At 71.0% G+C, this 14,409-nt stretch carries 15 protein-coding genes; 4 read left to right on the top strand and 11 right to left on the bottom strand.

Going from position 1 to position 14,409, the window contains the following annotated elements; all coding sequences use genetic code 11:
• Positions 1-30 precede the first annotated feature (30 nt).
• Positions 31-1,113 carry a D-xylose 1-dehydrogenase Gfo6 gene (gfo6, locus tag ACOZ4N_RS18430; RefSeq protein ID WP_424017822.1) on the top strand — a complete coding sequence of 361 codons (1,083 nt, stop codon included), beginning with the start codon at positions 31-33 and terminating at the stop codon, positions 1,111-1,113.
• On the opposite strand, the gene ACOZ4N_RS18425 is transcribed toward gfo6, so the two are convergent.
• From ACOZ4N_RS18425 to ACOZ4N_RS18415, 3 genes are read right to left on the bottom strand one after another with little or no spacing between them, the layout of a single operon-like run.
• Positions 1,110-2,342 carry a mandelate racemase/muconate lactonizing enzyme family protein gene (locus ACOZ4N_RS18425; RefSeq protein WP_424017821.1) on the bottom strand — a complete coding sequence of 411 codons (1,233 nt, stop codon included), beginning with the start codon at positions 2,340-2,342 and terminating at the stop codon, positions 1,110-1,112. The two genes, gfo6 and ACOZ4N_RS18425, sit on opposite strands and share 4 nt — an antisense overlap.
• A gap of 43 nt (positions 2,343-2,385) precedes the next feature.
• Positions 2,386-2,652, bottom strand: a complete 267-nt coding sequence (locus ACOZ4N_RS18420) for a hypothetical protein (protein WP_424017820.1) — start codon at positions 2,650-2,652, stop codon at positions 2,386-2,388.
• Positions 2,653-2,678: 26 nt separating this feature from the next.
• Entirely contained in the window at positions 2,679-3,605 is a 927-nt protein-coding gene (locus ACOZ4N_RS18415; protein ID WP_424017819.1) for a dihydrodipicolinate synthase family protein, read from the bottom strand.
• Between the two features lie 120 nt (positions 3,606-3,725).
• Between ACOZ4N_RS18415 and ACOZ4N_RS18410 the strand changes: the two genes are divergently transcribed.
• Positions 3,726-4,022: a MoaD/ThiS family protein gene (locus ACOZ4N_RS18410; RefSeq protein WP_424017818.1), complete on the top strand. Its 297-nt coding sequence runs from the start codon at positions 3,726-3,728 to the stop codon at positions 4,020-4,022.
• Positions 4,023-4,027: 5 nt separating this feature from the next.
• Here ACOZ4N_RS18410 and ACOZ4N_RS18405 read toward each other — a convergent pair whose 3' ends face one another.
• From ACOZ4N_RS18405 to ACOZ4N_RS18395, 3 genes are read right to left on the bottom strand one after another with little or no spacing between them, the layout of a single operon-like run.
• The gene (locus ACOZ4N_RS18405) at positions 4,028-4,507 is read right to left on the bottom strand and encodes a type II toxin-antitoxin system VapC family toxin (protein WP_424017817.1); all 480 of its coding nucleotides are present in this window, start codon (positions 4,505-4,507) and stop codon (positions 4,028-4,030) included.
• Positions 4,504-4,722, bottom strand: a complete 219-nt coding sequence (locus ACOZ4N_RS18400; RefSeq protein WP_424017816.1) for an AbrB/MazE/SpoVT family DNA-binding domain-containing protein — start codon at positions 4,720-4,722, stop codon at positions 4,504-4,506. Before ACOZ4N_RS18400 ends, ACOZ4N_RS18405 begins: the two co-directional genes overlap by 4 nt.
• A 41-nt stretch (positions 4,723-4,763) precedes the next feature.
• Positions 4,764-6,014, bottom strand: coding sequence for an HAD family hydrolase (locus tag ACOZ4N_RS18395; protein WP_424017815.1), 1,251 nt, complete (start codon positions 6,012-6,014; stop codon positions 4,764-4,766).
• 97 nt (positions 6,015-6,111) lie between these two features.
• Between ACOZ4N_RS18395 and gfcR the strand changes: the two genes are divergently transcribed.
• Both gfcR and trmB read left to right on the top strand, forming a co-directional pair.
• Positions 6,112-6,750, top strand: coding sequence for a transcriptional regulator GfcR (gene gfcR / locus ACOZ4N_RS18390; RefSeq protein WP_424017814.1), 639 nt, complete (start codon positions 6,112-6,114; stop codon positions 6,748-6,750).
• Positions 6,751-6,790: 40 nt separating this feature from the next.
• Positions 6,791-7,843, top strand: coding sequence for an HTH-type sugar sensing transcriptional regulator TrmB (gene trmB / locus ACOZ4N_RS18385; RefSeq protein ID WP_424017813.1), 1,053 nt, complete (start codon positions 6,791-6,793; stop codon positions 7,841-7,843).
• A gap of 15 nt (positions 7,844-7,858) precedes the next feature.
• Here trmB and ACOZ4N_RS18380 read toward each other — a convergent pair whose 3' ends face one another.
• The 5 genes from ACOZ4N_RS18380 to ACOZ4N_RS18360 are packed head-to-tail and all read right to left on the bottom strand — an operon-like array spanning position 7,859 to position 14,365.
• On the bottom strand, positions 7,859-8,977 hold the full coding sequence (locus ACOZ4N_RS18380; RefSeq protein ID WP_424017812.1) for an AAA family ATPase: 1,119 nt from the start codon (positions 8,975-8,977) through the stop codon (positions 7,859-7,861).
• A 46-nt stretch (positions 8,978-9,023) separates the two neighbouring features.
• Entirely contained in the window at positions 9,024-10,457 is a 1,434-nt protein-coding gene (locus ACOZ4N_RS18375) for a DUF7519 family protein (RefSeq protein WP_424017811.1), read from the bottom strand.
• A complete protein-coding gene (locus tag ACOZ4N_RS18370; protein WP_424017810.1) occupies positions 10,454-11,752 on the bottom strand; it encodes a DUF58 domain-containing protein in 1,299 nt (432 codons plus the stop codon). Before ACOZ4N_RS18370 ends, ACOZ4N_RS18375 begins: the two co-directional genes overlap by 4 nt.
• Complete coding sequence (locus tag ACOZ4N_RS18365) at positions 11,749-12,486, bottom strand: DUF7269 family protein (protein WP_424017809.1); 738 nt, start codon at positions 12,484-12,486, stop codon at positions 11,749-11,751. The genes ACOZ4N_RS18370 and ACOZ4N_RS18365 overlap by 4 nt, the downstream gene beginning before the upstream one ends.
• A complete protein-coding gene (locus tag ACOZ4N_RS18360) occupies positions 12,479-14,365 on the bottom strand; it encodes a DUF4129 domain-containing protein (protein WP_424017808.1) in 1,887 nt (628 codons plus the stop codon). The genes ACOZ4N_RS18365 and ACOZ4N_RS18360 overlap by 8 nt, the downstream gene beginning before the upstream one ends.
• Positions 14,366-14,409: the final 44 nt, after the last annotated feature.

Here is a 14,409-nt window from a genome sequence, read left to right as displayed (position 1 = left end):
GCCTTTTCGCGTGCAGGGCGAATCGGAGATATGGATCTCGCCACCGTCCTCGACGAGTTCACCGCGCGGGACTGGCAGGTCGCGGCCGACGACGCCGGCCCGCTCCGCGTGGCCGTGGTCGGACTCGGCTGGTGGACCCGCGAGGAGGCGATTCCGGCCATCGCCGACTCGCAACTGTGTGAGACGACCGTCGCCGTCAGCCGGACCCGCGAGAAGGCCCGCGAGGTCGCGGCCGAGTTCGACGGGATCGAACGCGGCCTCTCGGCCGACGCGTTCCACGACGGCGCGGCGACCGACGCCTACGACGCCGTCTACGTCGCCACGCCGAACGCGACCCACCTCGAATACGTCGAGTCGGCCGCGGCGTTCGGCAAGGCCGTCCTGTGTGAGAAACCGATGGAGGCCAGCGTCGAGCGCGCCGAGCGGATGGTCGCGGCCGCCGACGAGGCGGCGGTCACGCTGATGATCGCCTACCGGATGCACACCGAACCCGCCGTGCGACGGGTCAGGGACCTCCTCCGGGAGGGACTCCTCGGCGACCCCGTCGCCGTCCACGGCCACATGTCCCAGCCCCTCCTGGAGATGATTCCCAACCCCGATCAGTGGCGGCTGGACCCCGAACTCGCCGGCCCTGGGGCCTCCGTCACCGACATCGGGCTCTACCCGCTCAACACCGCCCGTTTCCTGCTGGAGTCCGATCCCGTCGCGGTGCAAGCCGCGATGGACTCCACCGGGGCGGCGTTCGACGACGTGCCCGACGAGCGGGCCGCGTTCACCCTCGAATTTCCGGGCGGCGTGTACGCGACCTGTACGGCCAGCCAGCACGCCGCGCAGTCGAGCCACGTCGAACTGATCGGCACCGAGGGCCGCGCCCGGATCGACCCCGCATTCTTCCCCAGCGAGCCCCGGCAGGCGACCGTCACGCGGGCGGGGACGACCGTCGACGTGGACTTCGAGCAGGTCGACGAGATGCGCGAGGAGTTCGACTACTTCGCGGACTGCGTACTCGCCGGCCGGGACCCCGAAGGTGACGGCGCACACGGGCTGACCGACATGCGGATCATCGAAGCGGTCTACGAGGCCGGCGAGCGCGGCGAGCGGGTCGAACTCTAGTCGAACAGCTCCTCGCCGTCGACCATGTGCTCGGCCACGGCGTCCATATCGAGGGTGACGCCCAGGCCCGGCTCCTCGGGAACCTCGATCCGGCCGTTCTCGATGACCGATTCCTCGACCAGCTCGCCCCACCAGCCGAGTTCGTAGGAGTGGAACTCGGCGGCCAGCGCGTTCGGGATCGCAGTGCCCACGTGGGCAGCGGCGACCGTCGCCACCGGCGAGGCGACGTTGTGCATCGCCACGGGGACGTAGTGCTGGTTCGCCACGTCGGCGATCTTTCGGGTCTCGCGCATGCCGCCGACCTTGGGCATGTCCGGAGCCACGATATCCACCGCGCCGCGTTCGATCAGCCGGCGGAGTTCCGTCACGCGGTACCGGTTCTCGCCGACCGTGATCGGCGTCGTGGTCGACCGGGTGACCCGTTCCTGCACGTCGAGGTTCTCCGGCGGCACGGGGTCTTCGAGCCACCACACGTCGTACTCCTCGATGGCGGCCGCCAGCCGCTCGGCGGAGTTGCCCGAGAACGTCCAGTGACAGTCGAAGGCCACGTCGGCCCGGTCGCGGACGCGCTCGGTGACCCGCTCGACGATCTCGGCCTTGTGGCGGATCTCGCCGGGCCGGAGGTGACGGTTGGCGCGGTCCTTTTCGAGGCCGCTGGGCACGTCCAGATCGAACTTCAAGGCGTCGTATCCCAGGTCCTCGACGACGCGTTCGGCCTCGTCGGCGCAGGCCTCCGGGTCCGCTTCGTCCTCGGTGTGACAGTCACAGTAGACCCGGACCGCGTCGCGGTACTTCCCGCCCAGCAGCTGGTAGGCGGGCAGTTCGAGGATCTTCCCCGCGAGGTCGTGGAGCGCGACCTCGATCCCGGCGATGGCGGTGACGGTGACGCCTTCGACCGACCCCTCGCCGGAGGTCTTCTGGACGAGGTGTTCGTAGAGCCGGTCGATGTCGAGGGGGTTCTCGCCGACGAGGAACGGTTTCATCCGCGCGATCAACTCGGGGACGCCCGCGCCCCAGTAGGCTTCGCCGGTGCCGACGATCCCGGCGTCGGTGTAGACCCGAACCAGGGTCCACGGGAAGTTGCCGTCGACCATCGTGGTCTGGACGTCCGTAATCTCCACGTCGCGGCCGCCGCCGCGTTTCGCCCGGACGCCCATGGACTCCGCCGAGAGGTCCCGCATCGTGTACTCGGCGTTGGGGTCGCGAAGCGTCTCGTAGTCGATGCCCATGGCGTCCGTTCCACGCGCGTGGCCTAAAAGGGCACGCGCGGGCTCACTCGGCGTCGTCGTCCTCGACGATCTCGTCGAGTTCCCTGCGGAGTTCGTGGCGGTCGGAGTCGATGTCGGCGTTGAGCCGCTTGAGATAGACGAAAAACAGCATCACGAGGCTGGCGGCGACCACCAGCACGGCGACGAAACCGGCGAAGACCTGTGCCGCCTGGCTGTCCTGGATCGCGGCCAGGATCATGATCGCGACCCCGGCCACCAGCAGGACGGCGACCGCGGGCAGGCCGACGAGGCGACTGAGTGACCGCAACATGTCACCGAGTCGCCCCGGCAACAGCATCAACGTTTGGGCTCGCCCAGCAGTCCGAGGTCGTCGAGGTCCGCCCGCAGGGCGGCGCGGTCGGCGTCGTCCATCCGCCGGAGGGGGCGGCGAAGCGGCCCCACGTCGAAGTCGAGGTCGCGCAGTGAGAGCGCGGTCTTGACCCCGGCCATGTACGGCCCGCGTTGCATCGCGTCCCGGACCTCGTAGACTCGGCTCTGCAACTCGCGGGCGCGAGCCTCGTCGCCGTCGGCGTAGGCCGAGTAGAGGTCGACCACCAGTTCGGGGAAGACGTTGGCGACGGCGCTGACGAGTCCGGCACAGCCGACTTCCAGTCCGGGGAACAGAAGCGAGTCCGACCCAGCCAGGAAACTCAACTCGGGGTGGCGGTCGATGGCCTGTCCGAGCCAGGGCACGTCCTTGCTCGAATCCTTCAGCCCCGCGACCCCGTCGATGGCGGCGATCTCGTCGAGCGCGGAAAGGGAGAGTTCGTTCCCGGTCCGCGAGGGGATGTGGTAGACGTACACCGGCACGTCCACGGCCGCCGCGACCCGGCGGTAGTGGTCCACGGCCGCCTCGTGGTCCAGTGGGTAGTAGTACGGCGTGACGACGATGACACCGTCGGCACCGGCGTCGGCCGCGTGTTCGGCGTTGGCGACCGTCCGGCGCGTACTCGGCGCGCCGACGCCCGGGACCACGGGGACGGACTCGATCTCGTCCACGACCGTCTCGACGACCTGACGGCGTTCCGCGGGCGTCAGGAGGGCGAACTCGCCGTTGGTTCCGAGCGGGAAGACACCGTGACAGCCCGCCTCGACGACGAAGCGGGCGTGGGCCGCGGTCGCGTCGAGATCGACCGACTCCTCGTCGCCGAAGGCCGTGACGGTCGGCGGCACCACACCGTGCAGGGAGAGCGGGTCGTCGCTCCCGGCGGTCGGATCTGCCATCGTCCCTACCTCCACGCCCGGGCGTGTAAGCCCTTTCCCGCACCCGACGCCACCACGCCAATTCTCTTTTTCGAGTGTGAGTTAACTTTTTCACGCTGGAGCCAGTATGGGTGAGTATCCATGTGCGACATCGACATCAGCCGTTCGCTCGCGGCACGGGTTGGGGCCCAGGAGGCACACATCGGTGTGCGCGAGGGCGATACGGTACGAGACGTGATCGACCGGCTCGCCGCCGAGTACGGCTCCCAGGTCGCAAGCGGCATGCTCGACGGGAATCGCCTGCGCTCCGACGTGATCGCCGTCCGAAACCCCGACACCGAACACGAACCAGTCACCGCGGACACGGCCCTCGATCCCGGCGATAGCCTGGACTTCCACCTGACCTCCGAACACGAGAAAGTGAGCGGCTCGGCCTGACGAATCTACTCTTCTGTCCGCTGCATCTCGACATCGAAGTAATCCCTGAAGAAGCCGCCATCGAAGGTGAGTAGGGTACCAGCGGTTTCGGCGTGTGCGCCGATCAGAAAGTCCGCGGCAACGTGCTGACGTGCGGTGATCGACGACGCACAGTCCGGACACTCGAACGTCGTCTCGCGTCCGCAATTCGAGCATTGAAGTGTCTCACCGCGCCGCGAAAGGTAGGTCTGGAAGCACTCGCCAGCGCGGGCGGCGATGTCGCGGGTGATCGGTTCGACCGCGATGCCGGTGTCGTCGAGGAAGTAATCGAGTGCGTCCCGGTCCGCGAACGTGTCGTCGGCCGCGAGTTCGGCGTACACGACCGGGTTGACCGAGATCTTCCCGGCCTCGTCGGCCGCGACGAGAGCGCGTTTCGCTCGCCGATTGTGCGCGTCGTCCGGGTACAGGAGCGCGAGCAAGGCACTCGTGTCCACGACGGTGGTCATCGCGTGTCCCGGAGTTCGGCCATGCGGTCGCGAACGGTGTCGTCCGTGTCGGCCACACCCCGCCACTTCTCGAAGCGTGACTCGTCGACCTCCTTCCTGACGACGTAGCCCTGCTCGGTCTCGACGAAGGTAATCTCGTCACCCGGTCTGATGCCGAGTTCCTCCCGGATCGACTTCGGGATCGTGACCTGGCCCTTCTCGGTGACACGCGTCATGTTCGTACGTACACGGTATTACTGCTAAAGTATTACGGCAGTCAGGATTCCAGCCGCGCCAGCCGATTCAGCGCGTAGATCGTCGCCAGCACGTCCGTCGCGTCCCCGGGATCGAAGACGAGTTCGTCGGTACTCATCACGTGCTCCAGCACGTCCCGGGAGGCGTGTTCGGGGGCGGCCGCGAGCCCGTAGTCGTTCTCCGCGACCCACTCCATCACCCGGAGGTCGCTCTTGGAGTCGCCCATGACGACGCAGAAGGGGTCGTCGATCCCCAGCACGTCGAAGGCGGCCTCGACGCCGGCGACCTTGTTGAGTTCGAGACTGCCGATCTCGGCGGCGTCGGCCTCGTAGTAGGCCACGTCGATCCGGTCGAACACCGCGGCGACGGCCCCGGGCACGTCCTCGGGATCGGTGTCGACCGTCTCCCCCTCCTGTTCCAGCACCGTGCGGATTTCGGGGTCCTGGGCGGCGTAGTATGCCCGTGCCCACGCACCGGCGTTCTCGGCGTCCTCGGCGACTTCCTCCAACACGGCGTCGCCGAGCAGGTCGAGCATGTAGACGAGGGCGTCGTCGATCACCTCGCGAGCGCGGGGACTCCCCGTCTCGAAGTTGGGTTTGAGCGTGACGTTGAACTCGTTGCCCTGGAGGTGACAGCCGCGCCGGAGATCCTCGGGGGCGGCCGAGAGGACCCGCGAGCGAACGGCGTCGAAGACGGCCTGAATCTCCGGGTCGAGGTCGTCGTAGAGCAGTTGCTTGGTGTCGCCGCCGTGGCCGGGCGTGAACACGCCGGTCCCGGCCTCGTAGACGACGCTCACGTCACCGGAGTGGACGAGTTCGTTGCCCAGTCCCTGGATCAGAAAGCCCTTGACGTTCTCCAAGGTCTGGCCGGTACAGACGACGATGGGCATCCCGGCCTCGTGGAATTCAGTCAGGAGGTGCAGGGTGTCCCGGGGAATCTCGTTGTCGGTCCGCCCGGCCGACCGGAGGGTCTCGTCCACGTCCAGCACGAGGGCGTTGACCGCGCGGTCGTACTTGGTGAGCAGGTCCAGCGCGGTGAAGGCCTGTTCCCGGGTCGCGGTCGCGGCGATGTCGGCGAAGGTCTCGCCGGTCGCGGGGAAGGCCTCGCGGATCTCGTCTTTGCCCTCGGCGAGTTCCTCGCTGGCGTTCTGCCAGTGTTCCAGGGCCACCCGCGAGTCCACGGGCGGGAACAGGTCGACGAAGTCCTGGTAGGCCCGCAACTGCCCGGTGTCGAACTCGTCGAACAGCCGATACAGCTGATCGTAACGCTCCATGTCCCCTCTGGGCCGGCGACGGACAAAAGGCTCGGGGGCCGGGCGGCAGGTCGGAAACGGGAAAAGGCCATTACCGGCGGCGGTCAACGGGTCTGGTATGAAGAACATCGACGACCTCATGACCAGCGCGGCGGAGCTGGCAGAGCGGGGCCTCTCGAAAGGCGAGATCGCCGACGAGCTGAACGTCTCCCGCGAGACCGCGAGCTGGCTCGTCGAGCGCAGCGACGGGCCACAGACCAAGAGTACGCAGGAACCGACCGGCGGCGGCCCCGAGGACATCCACGTCGACTGGAACGCCATCGGTCGGGACTCGAACCGGCTGGGCCACGTCGGCTCGGCGATGGCCGACCTGCTATCGAAGCAGGGCGAGGAAGTCGACCTGACCATCGGGATCGAGAAGGCGGGCGCGCCGCTGGCCACGACGGTCGCCCGCGAACTCGACACGGACCTGGGGACCTACGCGCCCCGGAAACACCAGTGGGACGACGACGACATGGACGACCTCGGGGGCACGTTCTCCCGGAACTTCGCGCAGATCCGCGACCGGGACTGCTACGTGGTCGACGACACCATCACCAGCGGCACGACGATGACCGAGACCGTCCAGGCCATCCGCGACCAGGGCGGCGAACCGGTGGCCTGCGTCGTCCTCGTCGACAAGCAGGGCGTCTCGGACATCGAGGGCGTCCCCGTGTACTCGCTGGTGCAGGTCATCCGCGTGGGCAACGACGAGTGAAGGGACACACTGATTTGAGTCGTCGGCCTGGGAGTGCACAATGAGCGAGGAGGATCTGCACGCGACGCTGGAGCGGGTCGCCCAGCGGTTCGACTTCGGCGAGTACGAGTCGGCGGCGTACCTGACGATCCTGGAACACGGCCAGTTGACGGCCTCGGAGATCGCCGACCGGACGGACATCCCCCAGCCCCGGGTGTACGACACCGTGCGCGACCTGGCCGATCTGGGCCTCGTGGAACTCCAGGAGTCCCGGCCGATGCGCGTCCTCGCCATCGACCCGGAGGAGGCCTTCGCCGACTTCCAGTCCTCGCTCGACGACCTCGTGGACGGCCTCTCCCGGCGGTACACCGCCCCCGCCCGGGACACCGAGGCCGTCTCGCTGATCAAGTCCCGCTCGACGATCCTGCGCTATCTGGAGGAGATCGTCGACGCCGCCGAGTACGAACTCATCCTCTCGCTCGACCCGGAACTGCTGGACCGGTTCGCCGACGATCTGCGCGCCCAGCACGAGGCCGGCGTCGCCATCGAACTCCTGCTGTCGCCGGCCGCCGACGTGCCCGACGACGACGAGTTCGACTACCTCGACGTGGCGACGACGGTCCGCGCGCGCCGCGGCATCACCACCCCCGTCGTCGCCGTCGCCGACGGGAACTACTCCATCTACGCCACGCAGGACGCCCTGCAGGGGGACCGGGACCGCTACGGCGTGATCTTCAACCGCTCGGAACTGGGCTTTCTGGTCTCTGGCTTTCTCAACACCGTCCTCTGGACGACCGCCGAGACAGTCGCCGAGGGCGTCGACGACCGGCCGTTCCCGCGCCGGTACGCGACGATCCGCCGGTGCATCTCGGACCTCCGCCACGCCGACGGGGACTTCTACGCCTCAATCGAGGGCCGGGACGTGCTGACCGGCGAACACCGGGAGGTCGAGGGGTCGGTCGACCAGGCCGCGTTCGGTGCCGGCCGTCAGACCGCGACGCTGGTCGTCGAGACCGACGACGGCCCCGTCGAGGTCGGCGGTCAGGTCGCCGCCGTCGAGGACGTGGAGGCCCACGAGATCCGGATCGGTGAGGGCGGACCGCCGGGCGTCTGAGAGGCGCGACGGGCGCTATATCGAGTCGTCGATCCCGCTCTCGGCGTCCTCGCCGCGAGACTCGTCGGTCGGTGAGGGGTCGGTCTCGTCGGGTTCGGACGGTATGGAGTCTCCCGATCCGGTGATCTCGCTCGGGCCGACAGCGTCGGACGAGTCGGGGCCGTCCGCGCCGGGTGCCACGCCGGGCACGTCGACGGCCGCCATCGCGTCGCGGACGATCTCGCGGGCGTCGACGCCCTCGACGCCGGCGTCGGTCGTCAGGACGATCCGGTGGGCCATCGCGGGTTCGGCGATCCGTTTCACGTCGTCGGGCGTGACGTAGTCGCGCCCGGAGAGGACGGCGCGGGCGCGGGCCGCCTCGAACGTGCGCTGGATGCCCCGGGGCGAGACGCCGACGGCGGCGCGGTCGTCGTCGCGGGTGGCCCGCGCCAGTCGCACGATGTACCGGCGCACGTCCTCGTCGACGCGGACGTCCTCGGCGGTCTCGCGCATCGCGCGGACGGTCGCGGCGTCGGCCGCCGGATCGACGTTCGGGGCCAGCGTCCGGCGGTCGGCCCGGCGGGCGAGCAACTCCATCTCGCCTTCGAGGTCGTTGTACCCGATGGAGGTCTTGACGCTGAAGCGGTCGCGCTGGGCCTCGGGCAGGCGGAAGGTCCCCTCCTGTTCGATGGGGTTCTGCGTGGCGACGACGACGAAGGGGTCGGGCAACTGGTGGGTCTCGCCGTCGACGCTGACCTGGCGCTCCTCCATGGTCTCCAGCAGGGCGGCCTGGGTCTTGGGCGGCGCGCGGTTGATCTCGTCCGCGAGGACGACGTTGGTGAAGACCGGTCCCTCCGCGAACTCGAAGCGGCCCTCGTGTTCGTTGTAGACGTTCGAGCCGGTGATGTCGGAGGGCAACAGGTCGGGCGTGAACTGGATGCGGGCGAAGTCGAGCCCGAGCGCCTCCGCGAGCAGGCGGGCGGTCACGGTCTTGCCGGTGCCGGGTACGTCCTCCAGCAGGACGTGGCCCCTGGCGAGGACGGCGGTGAGGATCGTCTCCAGCACCTCGCGGTCGACGACGGCCGCCGATCCGATGCGGTCGATGACGGCGTCGCTCCGCTCGGCCGCCTCCTCGAGTCCCAGTGCGTCGGTCATACGCGCCACGTCACAGCGCACCGACATGAACGCCCGGGGTTCGGGTTCACCCGCGGATCGGACCGAGGAGTGCGAGGACGCCCGCGACGGCCAGCACCACCGCCGAGAGGACCGGGCCCTGCGGGCCGAGGCGGTCGAACAGGATCGCCAGCCCCGTCGCGAGGACGACGGCACCGGCGGCGAGGCCGACGGCGGCGACGCCGTGGAGCAGTTCCAGCCGGCGCGTGTCCGGTCGGTGGCCCAACTCCACCGTCAGCCCGAGGCCGAACTCGCCCACGTCCCAGACGACCATCGACCCCGCGACGCAGGCGAACACCACGGGGCCGGGCACCCGGAGCGCGGCCGCGCCGATGCCCGCGACCAGCAGGCCGGCGCTGGCCAGCGAGAGCGACCCGGCCCGGTCGGGGAGGACGCCGAGTTCGACCGCGAGCGGCCCCATCGAGTAACACAGCATGAACAGCATGCCGGCGACCAGGATCAACGCGGCCAGAAACGCCGCGCCGGCCAGTCCGGCCGCCCCGCCCCGGCCGGAGAGTAACAGTCCCAGCACCGGGAACGGGATCGCAAACAGCGCGAGCATCCCGAAGGTCGGGCCGGCGAGCCAGTCGGCGTTGCCGGCCGTCGCGCGCCGGGCGAGGACGGCCAGCAGCGCGACCAGCAACGCGCCGACGCCGACGAGAAACACCGGCAGGCGAACCCAGACCGTCGACAGCACGCCGAAGACGAGCGCGAGCCCCGGCGTCCGGTAGATTCCGGTCATCGCCCCGACGAGTTCCAGCACGCCGAGCAGGAACCAGCCGGAGAGACAGGCGGCGACGACCCACTTCGTCGTCTCGCGCCAGCGGTCGCGCCGTCGGTCCATCTCCTCGCGAGAGACGGCGAGCAGGTGCGCGAGGGGGAGTCGAGTCACCGCCAGCCAGATCGAGCCCGCGGTGAACGCGAGCAAGAAGAGGAGGGTCGCCAGCGACGGGACGCCCGGCGCGACGCCGAACTCCCAGAGCAAGAGCGCGAACGCCGCGACGATGGACAGGACGACACCGGCGACGAACGGGACGAAGACGCCGGCCCAGCCCTGTCGCATCGCGCGAACGGTCGTGTCGTGGGTGACGTTCGCCCAGGCGCTGGCCAGCCCCATGGCGGCGAGGCCACACCCGAGTGCGAGCAGGAACCCGCCGGGCCCGCCGACGAGCGTCGCGGCGGCCACGCCCCCGAGCCAGAGCAGTCCGCCCGGCATGAAACAGAGCTGCCCGACCGCCAGGCTGTCGAGACGCTCCCGGTCGAGCAGCGCCGTCCCGACGGCAACCAGGCCGCCACCGAGGACCGCGAGTTGCACCGCGTCGAGCAGCCCGCTCGTGAACCCGGCGGCGACCGTGACGACGGCGGTCACGACCGCCGCCACGCCGAGGCTGGCGGCCCGCGCCCGCCCCTCGTCCCCGATGGCCGACGGTCGATCCAGCCGCGGCCCGAACAGCAGGATCACGACGGTCCCCCCGTGAGCGCGCCCCGGGCGTCGGCCGCGAAGGCCGCTTCGAGGACGGCGTACAGCGGCGTGGCCCGACTCCAGTCGACAGCCCGCGCGCCTGCCGCCTGACAGTTCGCCAGCCGGGTGTGTCGCCGGACCGACTCGAACTGCCCGGTGACGGTGTTGTGGGTCAGCACGTCCGGCGAGAGGACGACCCGCGAGTAGTCCCGAACGCCCCACGCCTCGACGGTCTCGACCGGCCAGTCGTCGAGCAACGGGGAGAAGAGGACGAGTTGCGCGCGAGGCGGCGCGAGTGTGGCGATCCGGCGGGCCTGCGCGTCGGGGTCGACCGCGCGCACGTCGGCGGTCGCCTCGGTCGCCGCCGCCAGCAGATCGCGTGCCCGCGACCGGCGGTCGCGGCCGGTCCCGGGCGCGAGCCAGTGGAGGCCGGCGGCGTCCGGGCCGTCCGCTCCGACGACGGCGACGCCGACCTCGTGACCGGCCCCGAGCAGGTCCTCCAGCGCGTGAGTCGCCGCGTACGCGGCCAACTCGACCGCGGTCGGGCGCGCCGGCCCGGCGACGACGCGGCTGATCGGGCGCGCGTCCACGACGAGTACGATGCTCGACGCGCGCCGTTCCCGGTAGTTGACCGTCGTCAACTCGTCGCGTTTCGCGTAGTGTCGCCAGTCGATGCGCGAGGCCGGGTCGTCGCGCCGGTAGGGCCGCGTCGAGTGGAACTCCAGGCCCTGGCCGGGCGAGTCGGTCGGCATCCCACCGGCGAAGCGGTCACCCTCCTGTTCGATGGGGGGCGCGCTGGCGTCGAGCCGGCAGTGCAGTCGTCGCTCGCCGCTGGCCGCGACCGACCGGTCGGCGGCCGCGCCCGCGCCGAAACTCCGGACGCGAGCCCGTGGCGCGCCGAACTCGTGGTCCCCGCGTTTGGCCACGACGCTGTACTCGGCCCGCAGGGTCTCCCCGGGCTCCAGCGCCGTCCCGCCCCGCGGCGACCCGTCGATCACGCCCAGTGCCTCGGGGACCGCGTCGGCGACGCGTACGTCCGGCAGCGGGTCCGAACCGGCGTTCTCGACGGTCAGCGTGACGGTGACCTCCTGTCCGGGCGGCGCGGTCGACGGCTCGATCCCGCGGTGGGCCCGCAGTGCCACGTCGGCGTCGGCCGTCGAGAGGACGCCGTAGGCCAGATACAGGAGCGGGACGACGGCGGCGAGCAGGAGGGTGGCGTAGCCCGCCGCGGCGCCGACAGTCGCGAGGACCGCCGCCGCGGCCAGCCCGGCCGTCCAGCGCGCGGTCGGGTTCATCGCTCGGCCTCCCCCGGCGGTGCCGGGCTGTCCGCGGCGGGCTGGAGACTCCCGTCCACGTCGCGCTGGAGGGTCTCCAGCCGCGGTCGGACGATCCGTACTCGCTTCGGAGCGTCCTGTCCGGGCACCTGCGGGAGCGCCTCGCTGGCCGCTTCGTCGATGGCCGCGACCGCCCGCCGGACGCGCCGCCTGAGTTCGCGTTCGGGGTAGAGCCAGCCCGCGAGCCGCGCGCGGACCGACCGCTCGGGCATCGAGACCGTCGAGGAACAGACCGCCCTGGCGACGGGATCGTCGGTCCAGGTGCCATCCCGGATCGACTCGCGGGCGTCCATCCGGTCGGCACCACCCGCGACCAGCGCGTCTTCGAGCGACCGCGACAGCAGCGGCCGGATCGTGTCGACGCCGGCCGTGACCGACCGCTCCGCCCGCGCCCGTTCGCCGGCCTCGGTCATCGCGTCGGCGAGCGCCCGCCCGGACAGCGCCGTGTCCTCGGGCGTCCGTTCGGGTGCCGGTGAGACGAGCGGCCCCGTCGTGGATTCGACGGGCTCGGACGTGCCGACGCGCCACAGCGCCCAGCCGATGGCGACCAGCACGAGCAGGATGGCCACCCCACGCAACGCCGGGTCCGACTCGGGCACGGCACCGGAGACGGCCGCCCGCACGGCGATCCCGAGACTCGTCAGGATCGCGGCCACGCCGAAGGCGATCCGGAGCCGCGACAGCCACTTACTCACGGTCGGTCACCTCCCCGTCGTCCGGCCGGTCGTCGGCGTCGGTCTCGCGGTGGTCGCGCAGGGCGTCGAACGCCGCCCGAGAGCGGTCCTCGCGCTCGGGCGTCTCCGGCCGCCCGCCGTACTCCACGTCCCGGAAGACCCGGGTGAGGTCACGCACCGACTCGCGGGGAAAGCCCGTCTCGGCGGCTTCGCGTGCGACTTCGCCGGGCGTCCGCTGGGGCCAGCGCTCCGGCGCGACCCACCGGGCGAACGCCCGCCAGCGCTCGCGCAGTCCCGAGGGGTCCCCACCTTCGTCGCTGGCTGTCGCCGCCACCGTCTCGTCGGCAGTCGGCGCGGTGTCGTCGGCCCCACTCGCACGGACTCGGCCGGGGAGTCCACGGAGCCACGCCAGCGCCGCCACGAGCGCGGTCCGGAGCCGACCGGGCAGCGACAGCAGCCACGCGAGCCCGTTCGATAGCGACGCACGAACGGCCCCGAGGATTCCCAGCCCCGCCAGCGACGCCAGCGCGGCACGGAGCGCGCCCAGTCGGGCGGCCAGCCAGTCGAGCAGTCCTTCGAGCGCGGCGGTGACCCGGAAGGCGACACCGACGAGCCATCGCGCGAGACGACGCAATCGGTCGGTCAGCGAGGTGGTGGTCCGCCGGACGCCGTCGGTCCGACCGCGCAGTTTCGCGACCACCAGCACGAGGGCGGGGACGACCAGCACGGCGACGAGCACGGTCACCGCGTACAGCGGTACCAGCGACTGGCGCGCGGTCAACTCGCCCGACCGGAGCGCGATCACCGCCGTCGGATCGGTCGGGAGCGAGAACGCCAGTCGTCCCTGCGCGTCGGTGGTTCCCAGTCGCTCGCCACCGAGAGTCACCGTGGCGTTCGGGACCGTCCGGTTGCCCAGGCGGGCGACCACCACCGCGTCGCCGCCGGGGATCGCGAGAACCGTCGCCGGCCGCACGACCGCCCGGAGGTCGGTCACGTCGACGGTTTTCCGGCCGGCGAACTCGCCGCGTTCGACCCGGACCGTCAGCGAGTCCCGGCCGTCGCTCGGAACCTCGAGTCCGTATCGGCCCTCGTCGTCGGTCCGCCCGACCCGCTCGCCGTCGACCGAAACCGTTGCCTCTCGCATCGGCTCGCCGTCGATGGTCGCCACGAGACCCACGCGCTCGCCGGGAATCGGCTCGCCCTCGACGGCGATCTCGACCTCGCCGTCGACGGTGACCGCCTCCGTGACGCGTGGGCCGTCGGCGTCCGCGCCGTCGCCCTCGTCCTCGCCGGGCCACTCCTGGGCCGCGCGGGCGGTTCGGAGCGGGTCCGGGGAACCGACGCCCGCCGCGACCGGGACGCCGGCGGCGCTCGCGGCGGCCGCCTCGACGCCGGCGGTCTCCCGCGAGTTCGAACAGGACGAGCCAGCCGGGAGCGTCGCGTCGAGCGTGAGTTCGCGCTCGTAGGGGACCTCGGCTTCTACCGTGCCCCGCTCGTCGGTCGTGCCGACGACCTCCCCGTCGAGCGAGACGCGTGCGCCCTCGACGCGGCCGCTGTCGTCCGAGACGACCACCGTGATCCTGGCTCCGGGCGTCGGCTCGCCGACGAACCGCACGGTACAGACACTGGCTCGCTCGCGGTCCTCGGGTTCGTCGTCGCTCAGCCACTCCAGCAGTTTCTCGATGGCGTCGCCGAAGCCGATGCCACCGCCACCGCCACCGTCACCGGAGCCGCTACCCCCGCCCGAGGGAGCCTCCGGACTCTCGCCGGGGCCGCCCGGGCCGAGACCCAGCCCCGTGTCGACCTGTGGCGCGGCGAACGCCGCCACGAGCAGGCCCAGCGCACACAGCGCGAGGAGGGCGAGTTGGCGCCGGCGGGCCGGCGTCCCACCCTCAGCCATCGAACACCCCACCCGCGAGACGGAAAGCGGACACTGTCAGTACG

Source organism: Halorientalis pallida (genome assembly GCF_049605515.1).
GTDB classification, from domain to species: domain Archaea; phylum Halobacteriota; class Halobacteria; order Halobacteriales; family Haloarculaceae; genus Halorientalis; species Halorientalis pallida_A.
The sequence above is the reverse complement of the archived record's forward strand: the minus strand, read 5'-3'. Positions and strand labels throughout refer to the sequence as shown.